The following is a 22,707-nucleotide window of genomic DNA, read 5'->3' on the forward strand; positions in this document are numbered from 1 at the left end:
ACTGACGAGGAGTGAGCAACATGACTGATATGCCGACTTTTGGTGCTGGTATCTGGCATTTCGCCACCTATAAGGACCGTTACGCCACCGACGGCTACGGCCCGCCGGTCGGGCTGCTGGAGCAGATCGACCGCGCCGGCGCCGTGGGCGAGCTGTCGGTCGTCGACCTGAACTGGCCGTTCGTGGGCTTCGACGGCACCCTCGACGACGTCAAGGCCGCGCTGGCCAAGAACGGCCTGAAGGCCATCGCCATCACCCCCGAGATCTACACACGTGACTTCGTGAAGGGCTCCTTCACCAACCCCGATCCGGCGGTGCGCAAGCGGGCGCTGGCGTTGATGCACGACGCCACCGAGGTGGCGCTGGAGCTGGGCTGCTCGTACGTGAAGCTGTGGCCGGGCCAGGACGGCTGGGACTACCCGTTCCAGGTGAACTATCACGACGTCTGGCAGCTCGCGCTCGACGGCCTGAAGGAGCTGTGCTCGGCGCACCCGGAGATCAACTATGTGATCGAGTACAAGCCGCGCGAGCCCCGCGTGAAGATCATTTTCCCGAGCGTGGCGCGTACGCTGCTCGGCATCGAGCGGATCGGCCTGCCGAACCTGGGCATCCTGCTCGACTTCGGCCACTCCCTCTACGGGCAGGAGACCCCGGCCGACGCGGCGCAGCTCGCGATCGACTACGGGCGGCTGTTCGCGATCGACGTCAACGACAACATGCGCGGCTGGGACGACGACATGGTGGTCGGCTCGGTGCACCTGGTGGAGACGTTCGAGTTCTTCCACACCCTGCGCAAGAACGACTGGCAGGGCGTCTGGCAGCTCGACCAGTTCCCCTTCAGGGAGGACAGCGTCCAGGCCGCCAAGCAGGCGATCCGCTTCCTGAAGGCGATCCACCGCGCGCTCGACGTCCTCGACGACGACGCGCTCGCCCAGGCGCAGGCCGCGCACGACGCGCTGGCCGCGCAGCGCCTGGTGCAGAACGCGCTGCTGACCTCGATGACCGGGCTGGAGGAGGCGTGACCGAGCTGGCCGAGGCCGTCCAGAGCCACGTGACGGGGCATGTGACCATGCCGGTGCTGGGCCGGCTGGACCCGCACGCGAGCCGGGCCGAGCAGGTCGCGCACATCGCGGAGGCGGCGCGGCAGATCCGCGTCCAGGACCTGAAGCTCATCTATCACGCGGGGGCCGGACACATCGGCGGCGACTTCTCCGCGATCGACATCCTGGCCACCCTGTACGGAGCGGTGCTCGACATCAGCCCCGAACGGGTCACCGATCCGGAGCGCGACCGGTTCATCCTGAGCAAGGGTCACGTCGCGGGCGCGCTCTACACGACGCTGGCCGCGTTCGGCTTCCTGCCGGTCGCCGAGCTGGCGACGTTCCTGCAGCCCCTGTCGGCGCTGAACGGCCATCCCAACCGGACGAAGGTGCCGGGCGTGGAGGCCAACACCGGGCCGCTCGGGCACGGGCTGCCGGTGGCGGTCGGGCACGCGCTGTCGGCCAAGCTGGACGTGTCGCTGCGCCGTACGTACGTGCTGGTCGGCGACGGCGAGCTGCAGGAGGGCAGCAACTGGGAGGCCATGATGGCCGCCTCCCAGCACCAGCTCGACCGGCTGACCGTGATCGTGGACCGCAACCGCCTCCAGCAGGGCGCCACCGTCAAGGAGACCAACGACCTCGACCCGCTGCCCGACAAGGCCGCCGCCTTCGGCTTCGCCGTGGTCGAGGTCAACGGGCACGACCACGGCGAGCTGCTGGACGTGCTGTCGTCGGTGCCGTTCCGGCCCGGCAAGCCGACGTTCGTGATCGCCCACACGCACAAGGGACATCCGATCTCGTTCATGAGCAACAACGTCGCCTGGCATCACAAGGTGCCGAACGAATCCGAGTACCACCAGGCGCTCACCGAACTGGAGAAGGAGCGTTGATGCCGTCCACCTCGGTCGCCGACCGGCCGCGTTTCGACTGCCGGGACGCCTACGTGGCGACCCTGTCCGAGCTGGCCCACGCCGACCACCGGATCGTGGGCGTGGTCAACGACTCGGTCGGTTCCAGCAAGCTCACCAGCTTCCGCAAGTCCTTCCCCGACCGGCTGATCAACGTCGGCATCGCCGAGCAGGACATGGTCGGCGTGGCCGCCGGCCTGGCCAACGGCGGGCGGATCCCGTTCGTGTCGGCGGCCTCGTGCTTCCTGACCGCCCGGGCGCTGGAGCAGATCAAGGCCGACGTGGCCTACTCCAACCACAACGTGAAGCTGTGCGGCATGAGCCCCGGCGTGGCCTACGGCGAGCTCGGCGCGACCCACCATTCCATCGAGGACATCGCCTGGCTGCGGGCCATCGACAACCTGACCGTCATCGTGCCGGCCGACCCGATCGAGACCAGCGCCGCGCTGCGCTGGGCCGCCGAGGTGGAGGGGCCGGTGTTCGTCCGGGTGAGCCGCATGAGCGTGCCCCAGGTCAACGCCGACGACTACACCTTCACCCCCGGCAGGGCCGTGACGCTGCGCGACGGCGACGACGTGACGCTGATCGCCAACGGCACCGTGCTGTGGCGGGCGCTGGTCGCCGCCGAACAGCTCGAAGCCGAAGGCGTCTCGGCACGGGTGCTGTCCATGCCGACGGTCAAACCGCTCGACGTGGACGCGGTCGTGGCCGCCGCCCGGGAGACCGCGGGCATCGTCACCGTCGAGGAATCGACCATCGTCGGCGGCCTCGGAGGCGCCGTCGCCGAGACCGTCGTCCAGCACCATCCGGCCCGGGTCACCATCCTCGGCATCCCCGAGTTCGCCCCCACCGGATCGGCCGCGTTCCTGCTCGACCGCTACGGCATGTCCCCCGAGGGCATCGCCGCCTCAGCACGAGACCTGCTCCGCCATGACTAGCCCGCTCATCCTGGCCATCGACCAGGGCACCAGCTCCACCAAAGCCCTTCTCGTGGACGACACCGGCCGGGTCGTCTCCCGCGCGTCCGCGCCGCTCACCGAGACCCAGCCCCGCCCCGGCTGGGTGGAACAGGACCCCGAAGAGCTGTGGCAGAGCGTGCGGCGGGCGGTCGCCGAGTGCGTCAGCACCGAGCAGGCCGCCCGGGTCGCCGGTGTGGGGTTCAGCAACCAGCGCGAGTCGCTGGTGCTGTGGGAGCGCCGCACCGGCGAACCCCTCGGGCCGCTGCTGAGCTGGCAGGACCAGCGCACCGCCGGCCACTGCCACGAGCTGGCCGGCTCCGCCGAGCTGGTGCGTTCGGTGAGCGGCATGCCGCTGGACCCGATGTTCTCCGCGCTCAAGGCCCGCTGGCTGCTCGACGCGTACGATCCGGACCGGCGCCGGGCCCGGGCGGGTGAGCTGTGCCTGGGCACCGTCGACTCCTGGCTGCTGAGCCGCTTCGGCGGCGAGCACCTCATCGAGGTCGGCAACGCCTCGCGCACCCAGCTCCTCGGCGTCCAGGCCGGGGCCTGGGATCCGCGGCTGCTGGAGCTGTTCGGGGTGCCGGCCGAGGTGCTGCCGCGGGTGGTGCCCTCGTGCGGACCGTTCCCCGCCGTCCGCGACCTGGCGCCGCTCCCTGACGGGGTGCCGGTCCTGGCCGTGCTGGGCGACTCGCACGCGGCGATGTTCGCCCACGCCGGCTGGCGGCCCGGCGTGGTCAAGGCCACGTACGGGACCGGTTCGTCAGTGATGGCCATCGGCGCCGGCGGCTCCTCCGCGGGGCTGTGCCGCAGCATCGCCTGGGACGTCGGCGGCGGCCCCGTACCGGCCGTGGAGGGCAACATCCGCGCCACCGGCCGCACCATCACCTGGCTGTCGGAGCTGCTGGACGTGCCCGCCGAGACCCTGCTGGCCGAGGCGGAGGACGCCGACCCCGGCGGGGTGCTCTTCGTGCCCGCGTTCGGCGGGCTCGGCGCCCCCTGGTGGGACCCGGACGCCACCCCCGTCATCACCGGCCTCACCCTGGGCACCCGGCGCGCCCAGCTCGCCGCCGCCGCCCTGGAGGCCGTCGCCTTCCAGGTCGAGGACGTCGTGACCGCCATCGAGCAGGCGGTCGGGCAGGTACGCGTTCTCATGGCGGACGGCGGGCTCACCCGCAGCGCCTGGCTGATGCGGACACAGGCCGACCTCAGCGGGCGCACCGTCGCGCGTTCCGGCGAGCACGACCTGTCCGCGCTGGGCGCGGCCGACGCCGCCGGGCTCGCCGCCAAGCTCTGGACGACCGAGCAGCTGGAGCACCGCCCCAGGCCGGTCGAGGAGTTCCGGCCGGCAGCGGACCACGCCTGGCGCCAGGCCCGGAAAGCCTCCTGGCGCCAGGCCGTCCGCCGGGCCCGGCCTGACGAGGAAAGGAGTATCGCATGACCACGACGGAGCCGGCCCGCCGACGGCGGGTCCCGCCCCGCTGGATCGCCGCGGCGGCCGTGGCCGTGCTGGTCGTGCTCATGGCGGTGGACACCGAATACCGGACCGTCGAGACGGCCGCCGCGGCGGCACCGAAGAAGTTCGACCCGGCCGCCTTCGGCGCGCAGAACTACCAGGCCAAGGTCGTGCCCGCCATCCAGCAGTCCGCCGTCGACCTGCCCGTCCTGCTCAAGGCGCTGGCCGCCGACAAGGACGCGGCCGGGCAGAAGTACGGCAAACGCCCGGGCAGCAGCGGCCCGTACACCTTCGCCGTCAAAGGCACGGGCAAGGCCGGCAAGGCGCGCTCGGGCCTGCTGCCGGTCACCGTCGAGGGCGTGCCGGACGACACCAGGGTGTCGCTGCAGATCGGCCCGGCCATCAACGGCACCGCGCTGCGCGACGCCGCCGGATACATCACCTTCGGCCAGTTCACCAACCAGGTGGAGTACGCCGACGCGGCCACCGCGCTCAACAACGAGCTGCGCGCCAAGCTGCTCAACGGCCTCGACGCGGCGGCGCTGGACGGCAAGGAGATCACCTTCACCGGCGCGTTCACGCTGCTCACCCCGCAGACCGTGACCATCACTCCGGTGGCGATCACATGAGCGGGCCAGTGCTGCGGGCCTGCGCGGTCACCAAGGTCTACGGCGGCACCCACGCGCTCAAAGGGGTCGACTTCGCCGTGGCCAAGGGCAGGGTGACGGCCCTGTTCGGCGAGAACGGCGCCGGCAAGTCGACGCTGATGAAGATCCTGGCCGGGATCGAGCAGCCCACCACCGGCCACGTCGAGCTGGACGGCCGCCAGGCGCGGCTGGTCTCCTCGCGGGACGCGGCCGACCAGGGCATCGCCATCATCCATCAGGAGCTGAGCCTGTGCCCGAACCTCAGCATCACCGACAACCTGTTCCTGGCCCGTGAGCTGCGCACCACGTACGGCGCGGTGGACCGCAGGGCGCAGCGCGAGCGCACGCTCGCCGTCCTGCGCACCCTGGAGGAGGACCTCGACCCGGACACGCCGGTGGCCGACCTGCGGCTCGGCCAGCAGCAGATCGTGGAGATCGCGCGGGCCCTGCTCCAGGACACCAGGGTGCTGATCATGGACGAGCCCACCTCCGCGCTCACCGCGCCCGAGGTGGAGGTGCTGTTCAAGGTCATCCGCGACCTCACGGCACGCGGGGTCGCCGTGGTCTACATCTCCCACCACCTGGACGAGGCGCTGGACATCGCCGACGACGTCGTGGTGCTGCGCGACGGCACGCTCGTCGCCACCGCCGAGGCCGCCGAGGTGGACCTGCGGTGGATCGTCGAGCAGATGGTCGGCCGCGACCAGGACACCCTGTTCCCCGACCGCGCGGCGCAGGCCGGGGAGCCGGTGCTCGACCTGCGCGAGCTGGTCGTGACCGACCCCGCCAACCCCGACCGGCTCGCCGTCAGCGGCGTGACCCTGACCCTGCGCGCCGGGGAGATCGTCGGCGTCTACGGGCTCATGGGGTCCGGGCGCACCGAGCTGCTCGAAGCGCTCGCCGGGCGCATCACGCCCGCGTCCGGCGAGATCGTCCTCGCGGGCGAGCCGCTGGCGCCGGCGGGCATCCGCGACCGCATCCAGCGCGGCCTGGTGCTCGTGCCCGAGGACCGGCAGCGCGACGGGCTCGTGCAGACCATGACCGTGGGCGAGAACCTGTCGCTGGCCGGGCTCTACCAGTACGTGCGGCGGCTGTTCGTCTCCGCGGCGCGCGAGGGCGAGGCCGTGCGGCGGGTCATCGCCGACATCACCGTCAAGACCAGCGGCGCCAAGGCCGCCATCGGCTCGCTCAGCGGCGGCAACCAGCAGAAGGTCGTCATCGGCAAGGCGCTGCTGACAGGCCCGCGCGTGCTGCTGCTGGACGAGCCGTCGCGCGGCGTGGACGTCGGCGCCAAGGCCGACATCTTCCAGCTCATGGCCGAGCAGGCGCGCCGCGGGCTGGCCGTGTTGTTCACCACCTCCGAGGCCGAGGAAGCACTGCACATCCCCGACCGGCTGCTCGTGCTCGCCCGCGGCGCCGTCGTGGGCGAGTACCGGCGCGGAGAGATCGATCGGGAGGAACTCATGCGCGTATCCGACGGCGCCACGAACGGAGGTGCCGTCCGATGACCTCCACAGCGTCCAGGCCGGCGGCCGAGACCGCCCGGCCGGACCGGGCCGCCGCCACGGCACGCCGGCTGTCCCTGCTGAACGTGGCCTTCGAGCTGCGCGCGTTCATCGCGCTCGCCGTGCTCATCGTGGTGTTCAGCGTGCTGTCCGACGCGTTCCTGACCGTGCCGAACCTGATCACCATGACCAAGCACGTCGCCATCAACGGCGTGATCGCGCTGGGCATGCTGCTGGTGATCCTCAAGGGCGGCATCGACCTGTCGGTCGGCTCGATCGTCGGCCTGTCCGGCGTGGTCGCCGGTGAGCTGCTGGGCGGCCTGCACGTCGGCGGCGTGATCGCCTACCCGCCGGTGTGGGTGGTGATCGTGCTGTGCGTCGCGGTCGGCATGGCGGTCGGCGTGATCAACGGGATCCTCGTCACCCGCTTCAACGTGGCGCCGTTCATCGCCACGCTCGGCATGCTGTACGTGGCCCGCGGCGCGGCGATGCTCATCTCCAACGGCGCCACCTACCCCAACCTGGGCGGCAACCCGGCGCTCGGCAACACCGGCTTCGAGCTGCTCGGCAGCGGGCGCCCGCTCGGCCTGCCCACCTCCATCTGGATCATGATCGCGCTGGCCGTGGTGGTCACGCTGCTGCTGGCCAAGTCCCCGTTCGGCCGCTGGCTGTACGCCACCGGCGGCAACGAGCGGGCCGCGGACCTGTCCGGCGTGCCGATCAGGCGGGTCAAGACGATCGTGTACGTGATCTCCGGCGCGTGCGCGGCCGTGGCCGGGCTCATCATCGCCTCGGAGCTCACCTCGGCCGCACCCCAGGCGGGGGAGACGTACGAGCTCAATGCCATCGCGGCGGTGGTCATCGGGGGCGCCGCGCTCAGCGGCGGCCGGGGGACCGTGCGCGGCACCCTGGTCGGCGCGTTCGTCATCGGCTTTCTCGCCGACGGCCTGGTGATCCTGGGCGTGTCGACGTTCTGGCAGATCCTCATCAAGGGCGCGGTCATCATCCTCGCCGTGATGCTCGACCAGGGCCAGCAGCGATTCAAGCGACGGGGAGCCGCCGCGGCGGCGGTCGCGGCAAGCAAGAAGCACGACTGAACCACAAGGAGACACCCATGCCCCCTACCCGTGTCATCACCCTGGCCCTGTCCGTCCTGCTCGGCTGTACCACGCTGGCCGCCTGCGGCAGCGGCGGCAGCGGCGGCAGCAGCGCGGAACAGCCCGCCACCAGCGCGTCCGCGAGCAGCGGCGGCGCGACCGCGGGCGGCCTGATCGCGATCATCACCCCGTCGCACGACAACCCGTTCTTCAAGGCCGAGGCCGAGGCGGCCAAGGCCCAGGCCGAGAAGCTCGGCTACCAGACCTCCGTGGCCTCCCACGACGACGACCCGAACAAGCAGAGCGAGCTGATCGACGCCGCCATCTCCCGCCAGGCCAAGGCGATCATCCTGGACAACGCGGGCGCCGACGCCTCCATCGGCCCGGTCCGCAAGGCCGCGCAGGGCGGCATCCCGGTCTTCCTGATCGACCGGGAGATCAACGCCACCGGCGTCGCCAAGGCCCAGATCGTCTCCAACAACTCCCAGGGCGCCCAGCTGGTCGCGCAGTCGTTCGTGGAGGCGATGAAGAGCAAGGGCAACTACGTCGAGCTGGTCGGCAAGGAGTCCGACACCAACGCCAGCGTCCGCTCCAAGGGCTTCGCCGACGTGATCTCCCAGTACCCGGACATGAAGCCGGTGGCCAAGGAGAGCGCCAACTGGGACCAGCAGGAGGCGTTCACCAAGATGGAGACCATCATCCAGAAGAGCCGTGACATCCAGGGCGTCATCGCCGGCAACGACACCATGGCCCTGGGCGCGGTCGCGGCGCTGAAGGCCGCGGGACTGCTGAAGAAGGTCGTGGTCGTCGGCTTCGACGGCAGCCCGGACGCCATCGCCGCCATCAAGGCGGGGGAGATGCACGCCACCGCGCTGCAGCCCGCCGCGCTCGGCGCGACCAGCGCCGTGGACCAGGCCGACCAGTTCATCAAGACCGGCAAGACGGGCAAGGACGAGAAGCAGTCCATCGACTGCGAGCTGGTTACGGCCGACAACGCCGACGAATTCGGCGTCTTCGCCCGGAAGTAGTCGGACGAGGCCGTAACCAGACAGAGAAGGAGCGGAACAGAAATGAGAAGGACCGTGGCGTTAGTCGGCCGCGTGTTGAAAAGAGCCGCCATCCCAGCGCTCGTCGTCCTCGTCACCTGCGGCACGGCGCTGCCCGTGGGGGCGGCCGCCGCCCCCGCCGTGGACGACGTCCGCCATGGGGACGGCGGCGGCAAGCCCCGTGTCATCCTCATGCACGATCCCGAGCTGGACGACCAGAACACCCTGATCCGCTACCTGCTCTACAGCAACGAGTTCGACACCGAGGGCCTGCTGTACGCCAGCAGCGGCGTCCACTGGGCGGGCGACGGCAAGGGCACCAAGTGGTTCGTGCCCGGGCGCGAGTACGACCGGATCGGGCGCGACATCTGCCCGTGCACGTCCTGGCGGTGGAAGCCCGGCGAACGCTTCATCCACGAGGCCGTCGACCTGTACGCGCAGGCGTACCCGAACCTGCGGACACACGCCAAGGGGTACCCGAGCCCCCGGGAGCTGAAGTCCAAGATCCTCGACGGCAACATCGAGTTCGACGGCGACATCTCCAAGGATTCCCCGGGCTCCGACCTCATCAAGCGCAAACTCCTCGACAACGAGCCCGGCCCTCTGTACCTGCTCACCGGGGCGGGCCAGAGCACGATCGCCCGCGCCCTGAAATCCATCAAGGACCAGTACGAGCAGACGCCGTACTGGCCGGAGATCTACCGCAAGGTGTCGCAGAAGGCGATCATCCAGTCGTTCGGCGACCAGGACGACACCTACGCCAAGTACATCGGACCCAACTGGCCGGACCTCGAGTTCCGCCAGATGGCCACCACCATCTGGGGTTACGGCGCTCGCCGGGCCGTCCTGCCCGCGGACGCGGAACTCCTGTCGGCCGAGTGGACCAGCGCCAACGTGTCCGGAGTCGGGCCGTTCGGACCGTTCTACCGGGTCTGGGGCGATGGCAAGCAAATGGTGCCCGACGACATCTTCGACTTCTTCGGCTTCTCCGGCGTGACCGCCGAACAGCTCAGGGAGAAGGGCTACGTCGTGTGGACCTCCCTCCAGGAGAAGGGGTCGTGGATCTCCGAAGGAGACACCTCGATCTTCATGAACCTCCTCGACAACGGCCTGCGCGCCGGCACCGACGCAAGCTGGGGCGGCTGGGGCGGCCGCGCCGGGACCGACGTCGCCCCCGACGGCACCGCCTCCGCCAACTACGCCTCCACCCGCTGGTTCCGCGCCGCCCAGCACGACTTCGCCGCCCGGCTGAAGTGGACCACCACCCGCAGGTACGACGAGGTCAACCACGAGCCGGACGTCAGCGTCTCCGGGCCACTGGACCGTGACGTCCGCCCCGGCCAGGTGGTGACGCTCAACGGGCACGTCACCGACCCCGACCGGAACGCCGTCACCGCCAGGTGGTGGCAGTACACCGACGCCGACACCTATCCGGGCACCGTCGAACTGGCGCAGAGCCGGCTCACGCGCGGCCTTACCCAGGTGCGGCTCCAGATTCCCCGCGACGCGGCGAACGGCCAGACCATCCACCTCATCCTGCAGGGCGCGGAAGACGGCACCCAGCCCCTCACCTCGTACCAGCGCGTGGTGCTGACCGTGCGGAGCTGAGCATCTCGCATGTACCACGAGCAGGGCATCCGCCGGCCGGCGATCGCCCGCTCAACCTCTCCCGGCCCCGCGTGCCCCGCCCTCCTCAAGGGGGCGGTCACGCGGGGCCTCGTCCGCACCGTGGTCACCCTCCCTCAGGAGGATGTCGTCCCACCGCTCGCCACGGCGGCGAGGTGGTCGGCCTCGCCGCCTGGAGCCGGACCCTGCAGGCTACGGTGCAACGCCTGCCGCAGAAGAGCGTCCAGGTCGCCGACCGGCTGATGCGGCTCGCGGGCGGGCTCGGCGCTGCTGTTCTGGACCTCGGCTGCCGTCGGCAGCGTCGCCGTGGCGCTCGTGCTCGTGCTCGTGCTCGTGCTCGTGCCGGAATCCCCGGTCCGCACCGGCGGGCGCTTCGACCTGACCGGTGCGGCAGGGCTGTCGGTGGCGCGGCCGGCAGCCGCTGGTCAACCTGCGCACTGCCGCACGCCCCCAGGTGCTGCTGACCAACCTCGCCGCCGGCGCCTTCGGCTTCGCCACGTTCGCCATGTCGGCATCGTGTCGATGTCCGCGATCTGGCAGCTCGTGCTGGCCTCCTGTGTGATCGGCGCCGGGATCGGATTCGTTTACGGCGCCCTGCCCTCTTTGATCATGGCGGCGTTACCGGTGTCCGAGACCGCCGCCGCCAACAGCCTCAACACCCTCATGCGGGCCATCGGCAGCTCCGTCTCCAGCGTCGTGGTCGGCGTCGTCCTGGCCCGGATGACCATCACCTTCGGCAGCGCGGCCCTTCCACCGTTGAACGGTTTCGGGGGCCAGACCAAGTACAAGGGAAAGGGGCAGTGTCCCTCACCCTCGGAGAAGTTGCTGATCAGTGGGTACGGCGACGCGGTGCCAGGACCTCGGTGACCTTGGCGATGGCCTCAGCGCCGGGTTGACGTAGCGCATGGCGGTGCGGGGATTCTTGTGCCGGATCTTGCCCATGATGAGCTGCGGTGGCCGCGGCGCCCGGACGGCGGATCAGTCCTCGGGGCCTTCCATCTCGCCGCTGCGCGGGTTGGGGCCCTGGGGGTTGGGGCCCGGCCCGGAGGCGGGCAGGCCGAGGGCGCGCTTGACCCGCGAGTTGTCGACGGATCGCAGTCCCCGCTTGTCGTAGACCCAGGCGTCGAAGTAGTTGATCGGCGGGACGAGCGTGACGTCGAAGTCGGCCAGGACCTTCATGAGCTTGGGGACCTCGGCGGGGTCGAAGGCGTAGTGCAGGCCGCCGAACAGGTTGAAGCCGCCGCGGGCGCCGATGTGATGCGGCATGAGCGTGGTGGGGCGGAAGGTGGGCACGATCACCCGGGCCTGGGTGACCACGCGTGATTCCGGGCCTGGCTGCCACAGTTCGAAGGTTTGCAGATCGGCGGCGCGCATGGCCTTGCCGAGGTTGGTGAGCGGTGCGCCGCGGTTCTCGCCGCCGACGATGTGTTCCTTGGTGAGCTCGGCTCCGCCGGCGCCGCTGTCGGACAGGAACATGGTGAGCGTCTTGCCGGGGGTCTGCACCTTGAACAGGAAGCCGAAGGTCTCGATGCCGCCGTCGGGGCCGCTGGTCTCTCCGACGTCGACGCTGTGGACCCATTTGATGACGTGCATCTCGACGTGCTTGCTCAGGCGGAGGACCTCGCCGCCCTTGACGGGGCGGCACTGGGAGCGGGGGACGCCGTAGGCGATTGCCTCCTCGCAGGCGGCTTGGGAGGCGATCAGCGGGACGCCGGTCTGTTTGGCCCATTCGGGGGTGTCGACGGAGTGGTCGCCGTGCTGGTGGCCGAGCAGGATGTAGTCGATGGTGCCGGTCTCGGCCAGGGCGGTGCGGACCTTCTGCACGACGGCGGGGTCGGGGGTGCGGGCAGGGTAGCCGACGGCGCCGTCGAGCAGGATGCCGACGTCGCCGATCTGGTAGTGCCAGTTGGTGATGCCGAACCAGGTCATCCGGATCTCGCGGGGCATGCCCCGCTGGGGGCGGTAGTGGTCGTCGGCGTGGGCGGGGGTGGCGGTGGTGGCCAGGGTGGCGGCCACGGCGGTGGCGGGGATGCCGGCCAGGATGGCGCGGCGGGGGATGTCCTGCATGGGTGCCTCTCGTACGAGAACTGGGGGGTCTGCGGCGCGGGCCGGTTGGGGCCGGGCACCGTGCGGGTGGGGGCCGGAGGGGTCAGCCGGCCTTGACGGCCAGGACGGGGCAGGTGGCGTCCAGCAGGACGCGCTGGGCGGTGGAGCCCATGATCAGCTTGCCGACGGGGGTGCGGTGACGGATGCCGATGACGAGCACGGACGCGGCCAGTTGCTGCGCCAGCTCGACGAGCTGTTCGGCGGTGTCGTCGCCGCCGAACAGCTGCCGGACGTCGTAACTGACGCGCGAGTCCGCCAGCGCCCGGGTGATGCGGTCGAGGTCGGGCTGGGGCGCCAGGTGCGGGTCGACGGGGGCCTCGCCGGTGGAGGTGTTGACCACGATCAGGGGTTCGGCCCGGCGCTGGGCTTCGGCGATGCCGGCGTGCAGGGCCGCTTCGCCTTCCGGGGTGGGGACGTAGCCGACCAGGACTGTCACGAGGGCCTCCGGACGATGCGCTTGATCAAGGGCCAGGCCAGCACGATGAGGATGATGGCGTAGATGGCGTAGGAGACGGGCCCGCCGAGCAGGCCCGACAGCTCGCCGCCGGACAGTTGCAGGGAGCGGCGGCCTTGCAGCTCGGCGCGGGGGCCGAGGATGACGCCGACGATCAGCGGCAGGACGGGCAGTCCGAAGCGGCGCATGCCGAAGCCGAGCAGGCCGAGCGCGAGCAGCAGGATCAGGTCGAACGGCTGGGCGTTGACGGCGTAGGCGCCCATGGAGGCGAAGAACAGGATGCCCGCGTACAGGTAGGGACGCGGGATGCGCAGCAGCCGGGCCCAGGCGGGCGCGAGCGGCAGGTTGAGCACGAGCAGCAGCAGGTTGCCCACGAACAGGCTGGCGATCAGCGTCCAGACCAGGGTCGGCTGGCGGTCGAACAGCAGCGGCCCGGGCTGGATGCCGTAGGACTCGAAAGCGGCCAGCATCACCGCGGACACGGCGGTGGTGGGCAGGCCTATGGCCAGCATCGGCACGAGCGTGCCGGCGGCGGAGGCGTTGTTGGCGGCCTCCGGCCCGGCGACTCCTTCGATGGCGCCGTGGCCGAACTCCTCCGGCCGCTTGGCCAGCCGCTTTTCGGCGGCGTAGGACAGGAAGGTCGGGATCTCGGCGCCGCCGGCGGGCAGCGCGCCGAACGGGAAGCCGAGCGCGGTGCCGCGCAGCCAGGGCTTCCAGGAGCGCTTCCAGTCCTCGGCGCCCATCCACGGGCGGCCGACCGGGACGACGGGGGCGGCCTTGCGGCGCAGGTGCGCGGCGACCCACAGCGCCTCGCCGACGGCGAAGATGCCGACGGCGACGACGACCACGTCGATGCCGTCCGCCAGCTGCGGGATGCCGAGCGTGAGCCGTTGCTGGCCGGTCACGCCGTCGATGCCGATCGTGCCGATGACCAGCCCGATCAGCAGCGCGGCGAAGCCGCGGACCCGGGAGCTGCCGAGCGTGGCCGAGACGGCGACGAAGGCCAGCAGCATGATGGCGAAGTAGTCGGGCGCGCCGAGGCTGATGGCGAAGCGGACCACGAACGGCGTGACGAGCACGAGCGCCAGGGTGGCGATGGTGCCGGCGACGAACGAGCCGATCGCGGCGGTGGCCAGGGCCTGGGCGGCGCGGCCGGCCTTGGCCATCTTGTTGCCCTCGATGGAGGTGATGACCGAGGAGGACTCGCCGGGGGTGTTGAGCAGGATGGAGGTCGTGGAGCCGCCGTACATGCCGCCGTAGAAGATGCCGGCGAACAGGATGAACGCCTGGGTCGGGTCCATGCCGTAGGTGATGGGCAGCAGTAGTGCGACGGTCATGGCGGGGCCGATGCCGGGCAGGACGCCGACGGCGGTGCCGGCGATCACGCCGATGAGGGCGACCAGCAGGTTGCCCGGAGACATGACGTTGGCGAAGCCGTCGAGCAGCAGGTTCAGGTTGTCCATTACAGAATGCCTTGCAGCACGCCGGCCGGGAGGTTGACGCCCAGGCCGATCGCGAACGCGTAGAAGGTGATCAGGGCCAGCGCGACGGCGATGATCAGGCCGCGCAGGTGGTGCCGGTTGCCCAGGGCGAAGGCCGCGCCCCAGAACAGGAGGGTGCCGCTGATGACCCAGCCCAGCCAGTCGATCAGCGCCGCGTTGAGCAGGAAGACGCCGATCAGCAGCAGCACGGTGCGCCAGTCGATGCGGGTGGCCAGGTCGATGTCCTCGCCGGCCTCCGGTTCGCCGCGGCCGCCGCGGGCCACGTCGATGCCGTACACCAGCGCGACGACGAGCAGGCACACGCCCAGCAGGATCGGCACCGGGCGGGGCCCGATGGGGTCGTTGCTGCTGGTCAGGTGGGTGATGCGGAGGGCGTCGGCGATCACCAGGAGTCCTGTGACGGCCAGGACCGCGCACACGCCGTACTGTGCGCGGTCCTGGACCGGCGCCGAGGTGTCCGGGCTCATGCCAGCCCGAGCTCGGACAGGATGTCGGCGACGCTCTTGTCCTGTTCGGCGAGGTAGGTGGTGAACTGCTCGCCGGTGAGGAAGGAGTCGGTCCAGCCGCGCTTGGTCAGCTCGCTCTTCCATTCCGCCGAGTCGTGCATCCGGGTGATGGCGTCGATCCACATCTTCCTGTCGGCGTCGCTGATCCCGGGCGGCGCGACGATGCCGCGCCAGTTGCTGAAGACCAGGTCGATGCCGGAGGCCTTGAGCGTGGGCACGTCCTTGACCACGTCGATCGGCTCGGCGCTGGTCACCGCGAGGATCCGCACGGTGCCCGCCTCGACCTGGTCGAGGAACTCGCCGTAGCCGCTCGCGCCGAAGCCGATCTTGTTGCCGAGGATCGCGGGCAGCAGTTCGCCGCCGCCGTCGTAGGAGACGAAGTTGACCTGCTTGGGGTCGATGCCGACGGCCTTGGCCAGCTGCATCGGCAGCAGGTGGTCCGGCCCGCCCGGCGAGGAGCCGCCGCCGACGGTCACCTTCTTGGGGTCCTTCTTCCACGCCTCCACCAGGTCGCCGATCGTCTGGTACGGCGAGTCCTTGGCGACGACGATCGCGCCGGCCTCCTCGATGAGCTTGGCGATCGGGGTGGTCTGGGTGAGCGTCGCCTTGGACTTCGACGCGTAGGAGGCGCCGGCCACGCCCAGGCCCATCAGCAGCGCGAGCTTGCCGTTGCCCTTCTCGTTGATGGTGCGCTGCAGGCCGACCGTGCCGCCCGCGCCGGGCAGGTTGAACACCTGCACCCCGGCGGCGATCTTGGTGTCCTCCATGACCTTGGCGGCGGTGCGGGCGGTGGTGTCGTAGCCGCCGCCGGGCGTGTTGGGCACCATGATGCGCAGCCCGCTGAGGGGCTCACCCGCCGCGTTGGCGCTGGCGCTTGTGCCGTCCTGCTTGGGTGCGGTCGCTCCGCAGGCGCTGACCGCGACCATCGACAGCGCCGCCAGGGCGCCGAGCACGACGCTGATCCGATTTCTCACAGTTGTCTCTTTCGCATTGAGAAGTGCAGCGCCATGATTATGCGAACTCGGCCCGCGGGCCGTCTTCCTTGTGTGACCAGCGGAGATTGTGTTCATTGTGTTCATCAGACGCCGCCGTGCGACCCTGGCCGGCGAGATGCTCATCCTGCAACTGGCCATCGTCGTGGTGGTCCTGCTCGCCGTCGGCGCGATCTCGCTGGCGCAGTCGGCGGCGACGTTCGACCGGGTCGAGGGGCGGCGGGTGACCGCGCTGGCCGAGCAGCTGGCGTGGAACCCGCTGCTGCGCGCCCAGATCGACCGGCCGGCGCCGCGGGAGGTGCTCGCCCCGCTGCTGCACTCGACGCTGAACCAGTCCGGCGTCACCTCGGTGACCGTGGCCGACGTGCGCGGCACCATCATCAGCTCGACCAACCCCACCCTGCTGGACACGGCGCTGCCGCTGGGCGATGCGGGCGTGGCCCGCGCGCGGGGATGGTCCGGCCACCTCGTCCTCGACGGAACCCCGGAGGTCGCCGCCCAGGTGCCGGTCCTGGACGACGCCCCTGGCCGCAACGGCCACCACCTCGGGACGGTCTCGATCGGGGTGGCCGCCCCCACCGTGTGGCAACGGCTGGTCGGCGCCTCCTCCTACCTGCTGACCTACCTCAGCGTCGCCAGCCTGCTCGGCGGCCTCGGCTCCTGGCTGCTGGCCCGGCGGGTCAAACGCCAGACCCTCGGCATGGAGCCCCGCGAGATCGCCGGGCTGGCCGAGCACCGCGAGGCCATGCTGCACGGCATCGCCGAAGGCGTCATCGCACTCGACCAGCAGCGCCGGCTCACCATGGTCAACGACATGGGCCGCGCCCTGCTGGACCTGCCCGAGCACTGCGTCGGCATGAGCCTGCCCGCGCTCGGCATCCACGAGCGCCTGTACGACGTGCTGACCGGCGCCGGCGAGGCCCGCGACGAGATCGCCATCCACCGCGGCCGCGTGCTGGTGATGAACCGGATGACCATCCGCGCGGACGGACGCCGCCTCGGCTCGGTGACCACCTTGCGCGACCGCACCGAGCTCGCCCAGCTCGAACGCGAACTCGGCTCCTTCCGCAGCTCCACCGAGCTGCTGCGCGCCCAGGCCCACGAGTTCGCCAACCAGCTCCACGTCATCTCCGGGCTGATCCAGGTCAAGGAGCACGACGAGGTCGTCCGCTACATCCGGGCCATCCGCAAGCACCGCGAATCCCTCGACCTGAAGCTGAGCAGCGGCATCGGCGACACCTCGGTGGCGGCGCTGCTGATGGCCAAATCCTCGCTCGCCGCCGAACGCCGCGTCGAGCTGCGTCTGTCCGAGCGCACCGCGCTGGACCGGCTCGACCCCCTGGACGCCGCGGACGTGGCCACCGTCACCGGCAACCTCGTCGACAACGCCATCGACGCCGCCAGCGGGGCGGCTGACGGTGCCTGGGTCGAGGTCGAGTTGCGCCAGGACACCTCCAGCGTCGAGATCGTCGTCCGCGACTCCGGCCCCGGCGTCGCCCCCGAGCTCGCCCGCGAGGTGTTCACCCGCGGCTTCACCACCAAAGCCGCCCAAGGCGGCGAACGCGGCATCGGCCTGGCGCTCACTCAGCTCGTCTGCCACCGCCGCGGCGGCGAGGTCACCGTCACCAACACCACCGACGGCGCCATGTTCACCGCCCGCCTGTCCATCGGACAGCAGATCCACGAGACGATGGAGACCCCCCGATGATCGACGTACTGGTCGTGGACGACGACTTCATGGTCGCCAAGGTCAACAGCGGCTTCGTCAGCCAGGTCGACGGCTTCCGCGTGATCGGCACCGCCAGCACCGGCGAGCAGGCCCTGGACCGCATCGCCGCGCTGCGCCCCGACCTGGTGCTGCTCGACCTCTACCTGCCTGATGTGTTCGGGCTGGAGGTCATCACCCGGATGCGCGCCGCCGGCCACGACTGCGACGTCATCGTGATCAGCGCCGCGCGTGAACTGGACGCGGTGCGCGGCGCCGCCCGCCGGGGCGTCAGCAACTACCTGCTCAAACCGTTCGACTTCGACGACCTGCGGGTCCGGCTGGAACGCTACGCCGCCCAGCGCGCCGCCCTCGGCACCACGGTCATCACCAGCCAGGCCGACGTGGACCGGCTGCTGGCCGCGGGCGGCTCACCCGTGCCCGCCGCGCTGCCCAAAGGCATGAGCGTCGAGACCGCCGAACTGGTCAAACGCGTCCTCACCGAGACCGGCGGCACCCTGTCGGCCACCGAATGCGCCACCCAGGTCGGCATCTCCCGGGTCAGCGCTCGCCGCTACCTCGAACACCTCACCGCCATCGGCGCGGCCGAGGTCTCCCTGCGCTACGGTGGCACCGGCCGCCCGGAACGCCGCTACCGGTGGCATCATCCCGCCTGACAGAGGGGTCAGGCCGGGCCGTGGTCGTACCCCTCCAGCGCGTGCGCGATCCACCCGGCGCTGCGGGCGATCACGAAGACCGCTTCACCCGCGCCGTTGGCGAGGTCATGGGCGAAGCAGAGCGCCCCCAGCGCGAACTCGACGTTGGGGTGCAGCCGGCGCCGCTCGATCACCAGCTCCACCGTGGCCCGGATGATGTCCAGCTCGGCGAGGCGTTGACCACGTCGGCGATCGTGGCGTTCAGCTTTTTCAGGGTGATGTGCCGGTTGCGGACCATGTACAGCTCGCGGGCGGTGACGCCGGCGATGTGCTTGGCCGCCTCGTAGGGGCCGATGTTGATGCTGCCGGTGAACACCGCCGGCGAGTACCGCCCCAGCTTGTCCTTGATCTTGGGGCCGGAGCCCGGAAGCCGGGCCGAAGCGGCGATACCAGGTGAGCCAGTGGGCGGTGCGCGCGACGATGGACAGCAGCGAGCGTTCGGGCATGCGCCGCTCGATCTCGGCCGCCAGCCGTTCGGCCTCGGCATCGCTGCCCTTGCCGCGGCGGCGTTTGAGGGTGGGCACACCGCCCTCGTCGACGATCAGGTCGGCGTTGTCGAGGTAGCCGGCGTCCAGGTGTGCGGCCGCGCTCAGGTGGGCGTCCTTGAGGTCGGCGGGGGTGTCGAGCAGGCCGACCTTTTCGCAGAAGGCGGCCGGCTTCGGCTGGCACTCTTCCCAGGGCAGCAGGTGCGCGTTCCAGTCGGCGTACTCGTCCGTGCCGAGCACGGCCACGTCGCCGGTGCGCAGTTCCTCGGCCAGGTAGCAGAACACCATCGCCTCGATCCCGGCCTCCAGACCCCGGGAGAAACGGGCCGCGTACGGGGTTGAGGAACCGGCAGACAGGATGGCTGCCGATCAGCGTCCCCGCCAGTGCCGCGTACGCGGTGGAGCGGCCGATTTTGCGGGTGCGGGCAGCGTCAGCGACCGGGACACCGTCGTCGACCAGGCGGCTCGGGTGTCCTTGAGCCGCTGAGGGCCGGTGTCCGGCGGGTATCTTCGATGGTGCCAACGTGCAGCCAAGGGGGTCGATCGATGAGCGCGGGCTATCCGAAGGGGCGACGGCGACGTGCTGAGATCGTCGAGGCCGCGTCCGCCAAGTTCGCCTCGGTCGGATACCGCAACGCGAGCATGGTGCAGATCGCCGCGGACTGCGGGGTGTCGCGGATGGGCCTGGCGCATCACTTTCCGACAAAGGAAGCGCTCCTGGCCGCCGTGCTCGAAGAACGGGATCGGGTCAACGGCGAGTTGTTCTTCACCGGATTCGACGCGACGGCGGATGGCTTGGACTATTTCTCCAGGCTCGCCCGGCTGGTGGAACACAACGCGACAGTGCCGGAGCTCGTGAGCCTGTACGCTGTGCTGTCGGTCGAGGCCGCTGATCCGGCGCATCCCGCGCACACGTACTTCGTCGACCGGTACACGCACATCCGCCGGGATATCCGCGACGCGCTTGAGGAACTCCACGCCCGAGGACTCGTGCGGCCCGGGACGAGCATCGCGGGTGCCGAATCGGATCTCATCGCGTTGATCGACGGCCTGCAGGTGCAGTGGCTCCTCGACCCGACCAGCGTGGACATGGGTGCCCGCTTCCGGCAACGGCTCAGCGAGATGCTCCTGGTCGAGGTGCCCTGACGACTGGCTGCGCGGCGGCTCACGCCGTCAGCGTCTTGGGCCGGGAGAACCTCCAAAGAAGGCCGGCGGCGACGACCGAGAGCGCTTCACCGATCGGCAGGCTGATCCAGATCCCTGTGGGCCCGCGCGTCCCGAGCGCCAGGACCAGCGGCGCCTTGATGATCACGAGCGTGCCGATCGAGATCAGGTACGACGGCGTGGCTCTGCCGAGAGACTGAAAATAGGCGGAGACCAGCGGCGGGACACCGGCGAAGACGAATCCGACCGCGATGATACGCAGCGCATCCACCGTGACGGCCGCGGTCTCCGGATCGCTGATGAACAGTCCCACGAGCGGCCGCGCGAGCAGCGCGACGAGCGCGGCGGTGGTCGCCCCGTAGATGACGGTGGCGCGCATGGCCAGCGTGAGGGTCCGGTTGACGCGGCCGGCCAGCCGGCGGCCGGCGTTGTAGCCGACGATCGGCTGGATGCCCTGGGTGATGCCGATCTGCGGGGTGAACACGAAGGTCTGCAGCCGCGCGCACACCGCGTACGCGGCCAGAGCGACCGCGCCGGTGGCGGCCAGAGTCGTGTTGATCAGGGCCGCCAGCAACGTGGCGCCGAAGCCGGCGAGGAAGGAGGGGGCGCCCACCGCGAGCACGGCCCCGATCGTCGCCGGGTGCGGGCGCAGGTCAGCCAGTCCGATCCGGTACGGACGACCGCGCTGGACGAAGAAGAACCAGACCGCCATACCGGCCGACACGGCCTGGCCGCCGACCGTGCCGAGAGCCGCGCCGGCGACACCGAGGCCGCAGACGAAGATCAGCAGCGGATCGAGGGCGATCTGCACCAGCACGGGTACGACCCACAGCATCGTCGAGAACCGCAGCCGCCCTTCCGCGCGTACCAGAGCCGAGAACCCGGTCGAGAAGATCGCCCCGCCGATGATCACTGCCGCGTAGGGCCGCGCGTACGCGATCGTCGGACCGGATCCACCCAGCAGGGCCAGCAGCGGATCGAGCGCGAGAAGACCGGCCACGGTGACGGACAACGCCACGAGCCAGAACACCACGAACGCGTTTCCCGCCGCGCGCGCGGCCTGATCGGGCCGACCGGCACCGAGCATGCGCGAGACCACGGACGCGCCGCCGACGCCGACGGTCGTCGAGACCGCCCCCAGCATCAAGATGACCGGTGCGACGAGGTTGACCGCCGCCAGGGCTGCCTCGCCGACGCCCCGGGCGACGAACCAGGCGTTGGTGAGTGCGTAGATCCCGTAAACACCCACCGAGAGCGTCGTCTGCGAGCAGGTCCACCACAGCAGCCGCCCGATCGGGCGGCTGCCCAGCGATTGCGTGTGATCGCGCACTGCCGGTCCGCGCCGGTCCATCAGCGTCTCACCGGGTACGGCCGAACTGCGCCATCAGCAGGTCAAGCTGCTCGCGGCCGAGGTCGTAGGTCGTCGTGTCGGTGTGGCCGCGGTACTTCGTCTCGAAGATCATGATGACGGCCAGGTACAGCGAGTACAGCCGGCGGCGCACTCGTTGCGCCTCGGATAATTCACCAAGCCCGTATCCCTGCATGAAGTCGGTGGGATCGCCGAAGACCGGCAGGTCGATCCCGGTGAGGCCGGCCTCGAGCGCGCTCGCGTTCTTGGCGAGCACGGCGCGGATGTCGTCGTAGTCCCAGCCGATGTCGACCTGGACGCGGGCGCCGTCGGCGAGCGTGTCCTCGATCATCTTGGTGAACGCTTCTCGCCATGTTGCCGATCCCGGGCCTTCCAGCGGCCCGAAGTGCGGTCCCACGATGGAGTTCAGTTCCCGGTTGAGCGCGCCGAGTTGCCGCCCGCCCGCAGCGATGACGTCGGCCGTCAGGCGACCGTCCGCCGCCGCGAGGCCGAAGTTGTCGGCGTCGACGTACCCCATGAAGAAGTAGTCCGCATCGATCAGCTCCCGCGACAGATCCGCGTGATCGACCCGCGGCACCGGAACCCCGGCGCGGTCCCGGACCAGCGCCATCGCGGCGAGCTCGTTGCGCATCATGTTCCGCTCACGGGTCAGCACGGCCACATCGCCAGGAGGGGCGATTTTCAGCACCACCTGCTGCCCGTCACGAAGCCGAATTCGATACACCACGTTGCACCAGCCGTGCGTGATCTCCTCGGCCGTCGGGCCCCCGGGCGATCCCATAGGCTCGCTCGATCATCGCCTGAAGCGTCTTTGGCGGCTGCCGGTTCTTCGTGATGCTCTCCATCGGACCTCCCCGTCATCGCCGTGCCTCAGCTCTATTACCTGCCGAGGGATCCTACAAGAAACCGGCAGAGGTGACGGGATTCGTCGATACAGCCCTGCGGGCGCAGACGATGGTGACGGTGCCGTCCAAGGCGACGGACAGCAGCACGTGCTGACCATGACCTTCCCCGCCGGCCAAGGCCCTGGAGGGTCGCCGCAGCCCCGGCGTCATCACCGCCACCGGCGACGCCGCCCCCGACGCCTGGCGCCGCACTCTCGCCCTGATGATCCAGTCCTACCAGGCCCCGGCCCGCGCCCCGCCCCCTGCCCCGCCCGCGCACACCGCCCTGTACCGGGCCATGATCAATCTCGGACGCGCAAACTCACCTTCCCGCGAACCGGCCGGAAGCTGATCCCGGCCGGGCGCTCCCACAAACGCTTCGATCCCGAGAGCCGGTGCGCAGCCCGGTCTCGGTGAGCATGTCCAGCAGCGGCAAAGGCGCGGAGGTCGGTCCGCCCGTCCCACTCGTGCAACGCCAGGTCGGAGGCCGGGACCTGCACCGCGGCGGCGACGTACCCGAGTACGCCGCCAACGCGGTCGTGC

General features: G+C 70.5%; 20 protein-coding genes and 1 pseudogene. 13 read left to right on the forward strand and 8 right to left on the reverse strand.

Annotated elements, in window-relative coordinates; all coding sequences use genetic code 11:
* The first annotated feature begins 20 nt into the window (after positions 1-20).
* From HD596_RS43150 to HD596_RS43195, 10 genes and pseudogenes are all read left to right on the forward strand, one after another.
* Positions 21-1,022, forward strand: a complete 1,002-nt coding sequence (locus HD596_RS43150; RefSeq protein WP_185075174.1) for a sugar phosphate isomerase/epimerase family protein — start codon at positions 21-23, stop codon at positions 1,020-1,022.
* Positions 1,019-1,930, forward strand: coding sequence for a transketolase (locus HD596_RS43155; RefSeq protein WP_221519815.1), 912 nt, complete (start codon positions 1,019-1,021; stop codon positions 1,928-1,930). Before HD596_RS43150 ends, HD596_RS43155 begins: the two co-directional genes overlap by 4 nt.
* Positions 1,930-2,886, forward strand: a complete 957-nt coding sequence (locus tag HD596_RS43160) for a transketolase family protein (protein WP_185075175.1) — start codon at positions 1,930-1,932, stop codon at positions 2,884-2,886. Before HD596_RS43155 ends, HD596_RS43160 begins: the two co-directional genes overlap by 1 nt.
* Entirely contained in the window at positions 2,879-4,345 is a 1,467-nt protein-coding gene (locus tag HD596_RS43165; RefSeq protein ID WP_185075176.1) for an FGGY family carbohydrate kinase, read from the forward strand. Before HD596_RS43160 ends, HD596_RS43165 begins: the two co-directional genes overlap by 8 nt.
* Positions 4,342-4,989 (forward strand): DUF2291 family protein, encoded by a 648-nt coding sequence (locus tag HD596_RS43170; RefSeq protein WP_185075177.1) that lies wholly within the window; start codon positions 4,342-4,344, stop codon positions 4,987-4,989. The genes HD596_RS43165 and HD596_RS43170 overlap by 4 nt, the downstream gene beginning before the upstream one ends.
* Entirely contained in the window at positions 4,986-6,515 is a 1,530-nt protein-coding gene (locus tag HD596_RS43175; protein ID WP_185075178.1) for a sugar ABC transporter ATP-binding protein, read from the forward strand. The genes HD596_RS43170 and HD596_RS43175 overlap by 4 nt, the downstream gene beginning before the upstream one ends.
* The gene (locus tag HD596_RS43180) at positions 6,512-7,609 is read left to right on the forward strand and encodes an ABC transporter permease (RefSeq protein ID WP_185075179.1); all 1,098 of its coding nucleotides are present in this window, start codon (positions 6,512-6,514) and stop codon (positions 7,607-7,609) included. The genes HD596_RS43175 and HD596_RS43180 overlap by 4 nt, the downstream gene beginning before the upstream one ends.
* A gap of 17 nt (positions 7,610-7,626) precedes the next feature.
* Complete coding sequence (locus HD596_RS43185) at positions 7,627-8,637, forward strand: D-ribose ABC transporter substrate-binding protein (protein ID WP_185075180.1); 1,011 nt, start codon at positions 7,627-7,629, stop codon at positions 8,635-8,637.
* Positions 8,638-8,679: 42 nt separating this feature from the next.
* Positions 8,680-10,263 carry a DUF1593 domain-containing protein gene (locus HD596_RS43190; RefSeq protein WP_185075181.1) on the forward strand — a complete coding sequence of 528 codons (1,584 nt, stop codon included), beginning with the start codon at positions 8,680-8,682 and terminating at the stop codon, positions 10,261-10,263.
* 288 nt (positions 10,264-10,551) lie between these two features.
* Positions 10,552-11,049 (forward strand): annotated as a pseudogene (locus HD596_RS43195) (MFS transporter); the annotation flags it as partial.
* A 210-nt stretch (positions 11,050-11,259) separates the two neighbouring features.
* Here HD596_RS43195 and HD596_RS43200 read toward each other — a convergent pair.
* The 5 genes from HD596_RS43200 to HD596_RS43220 all read right to left on the reverse strand — a co-directional run bounded on the left by HD596_RS43200 (position 11,260) and on the right by HD596_RS43220 (position 15,823).
* Positions 11,260-12,348 (reverse strand): MBL fold metallo-hydrolase, encoded by a 1,089-nt coding sequence (locus tag HD596_RS43200; RefSeq protein WP_221519817.1) that lies wholly within the window; start codon positions 12,346-12,348, stop codon positions 11,260-11,262.
* 82 nt (positions 12,349-12,430) lie between these two features.
* Positions 12,431-12,823 (reverse strand): universal stress protein, encoded by a 393-nt coding sequence (locus HD596_RS43205; RefSeq protein WP_185075182.1) that lies wholly within the window; start codon positions 12,821-12,823, stop codon positions 12,431-12,433.
* Entirely contained in the window at positions 12,820-14,304 is a 1,485-nt protein-coding gene (locus HD596_RS43210) for a tripartite tricarboxylate transporter permease (protein WP_185075183.1), read from the reverse strand. Before HD596_RS43210 ends, HD596_RS43205 begins: the two co-directional genes overlap by 4 nt.
* Positions 14,304-14,810, reverse strand: a complete 507-nt coding sequence (locus tag HD596_RS43215; protein ID WP_185075184.1) for a tripartite tricarboxylate transporter TctB family protein — start codon at positions 14,808-14,810, stop codon at positions 14,304-14,306. Before HD596_RS43215 ends, HD596_RS43210 begins: the two co-directional genes overlap by 1 nt.
* Positions 14,807-15,823, reverse strand: a complete 1,017-nt coding sequence (locus HD596_RS43220) for a Bug family tripartite tricarboxylate transporter substrate binding protein (protein WP_313046324.1) — start codon at positions 15,821-15,823, stop codon at positions 14,807-14,809. Before HD596_RS43220 ends, HD596_RS43215 begins: the two co-directional genes overlap by 4 nt.
* A gap of 97 nt (positions 15,824-15,920) precedes the next feature.
* Between HD596_RS43220 and HD596_RS43225 the strand changes: the two genes are divergently transcribed.
* Together HD596_RS43225 and HD596_RS43230 are read left to right on the forward strand one after the other, a co-directional pair.
* The gene (locus tag HD596_RS43225) at positions 15,921-17,549 is read left to right on the forward strand and encodes a sensor histidine kinase (protein WP_221519819.1); all 1,629 of its coding nucleotides are present in this window, start codon (positions 15,921-15,923) and stop codon (positions 17,547-17,549) included.
* Positions 17,546-18,223 carry a response regulator gene (locus tag HD596_RS43230; RefSeq protein ID WP_185075185.1) on the forward strand — a complete coding sequence of 226 codons (678 nt, stop codon included), beginning with the start codon at positions 17,546-17,548 and terminating at the stop codon, positions 18,221-18,223. The genes HD596_RS43225 and HD596_RS43230 overlap by 4 nt, the downstream gene beginning before the upstream one ends.
* Positions 18,224-18,231: 8 nt before the next feature.
* Here HD596_RS43230 and HD596_RS66190 read toward each other — a convergent pair whose 3' ends face one another.
* Positions 18,232-19,035, reverse strand: a complete 804-nt coding sequence (locus HD596_RS66190; RefSeq protein ID WP_185075186.1) for a citrate/2-methylcitrate synthase — start codon at positions 19,033-19,035, stop codon at positions 18,232-18,234.
* 258 nt (positions 19,036-19,293) lie between these two features.
* On the opposite strand from HD596_RS66190, the gene HD596_RS43240 reads away from it, so the two are divergent.
* The gene (locus tag HD596_RS43240; RefSeq protein WP_185075187.1) at positions 19,294-19,893 is read left to right on the forward strand and encodes a TetR/AcrR family transcriptional regulator; all 600 of its coding nucleotides are present in this window, start codon (positions 19,294-19,296) and stop codon (positions 19,891-19,893) included.
* Positions 19,894-19,912: 19 nt separating this feature from the next.
* On the opposite strand, the gene HD596_RS43245 is transcribed toward HD596_RS43240, so the two are convergent.
* On the reverse strand, positions 19,913-21,241 hold the full coding sequence (locus HD596_RS43245; RefSeq protein ID WP_221519820.1) for an MATE family efflux transporter: 1,329 nt from the start codon (positions 21,239-21,241) through the stop codon (positions 19,913-19,915).
* 28 nt (positions 21,242-21,269) lie between these two features.
* Positions 21,270-22,061 carry a phosphotransferase family protein gene (locus HD596_RS43250; protein ID WP_221519821.1) on the reverse strand — a complete coding sequence of 264 codons (792 nt, stop codon included), beginning with the start codon at positions 22,059-22,061 and terminating at the stop codon, positions 21,270-21,272.
* Positions 22,062-22,707 lie beyond the last annotated feature (646 nt).

This window comes from Nonomuraea jabiensis, assembly GCF_014204795.1.
Lineage (GTDB): Bacteria > Actinomycetota > Actinomycetes > Streptosporangiales > Streptosporangiaceae > Nonomuraea > Nonomuraea jabiensis.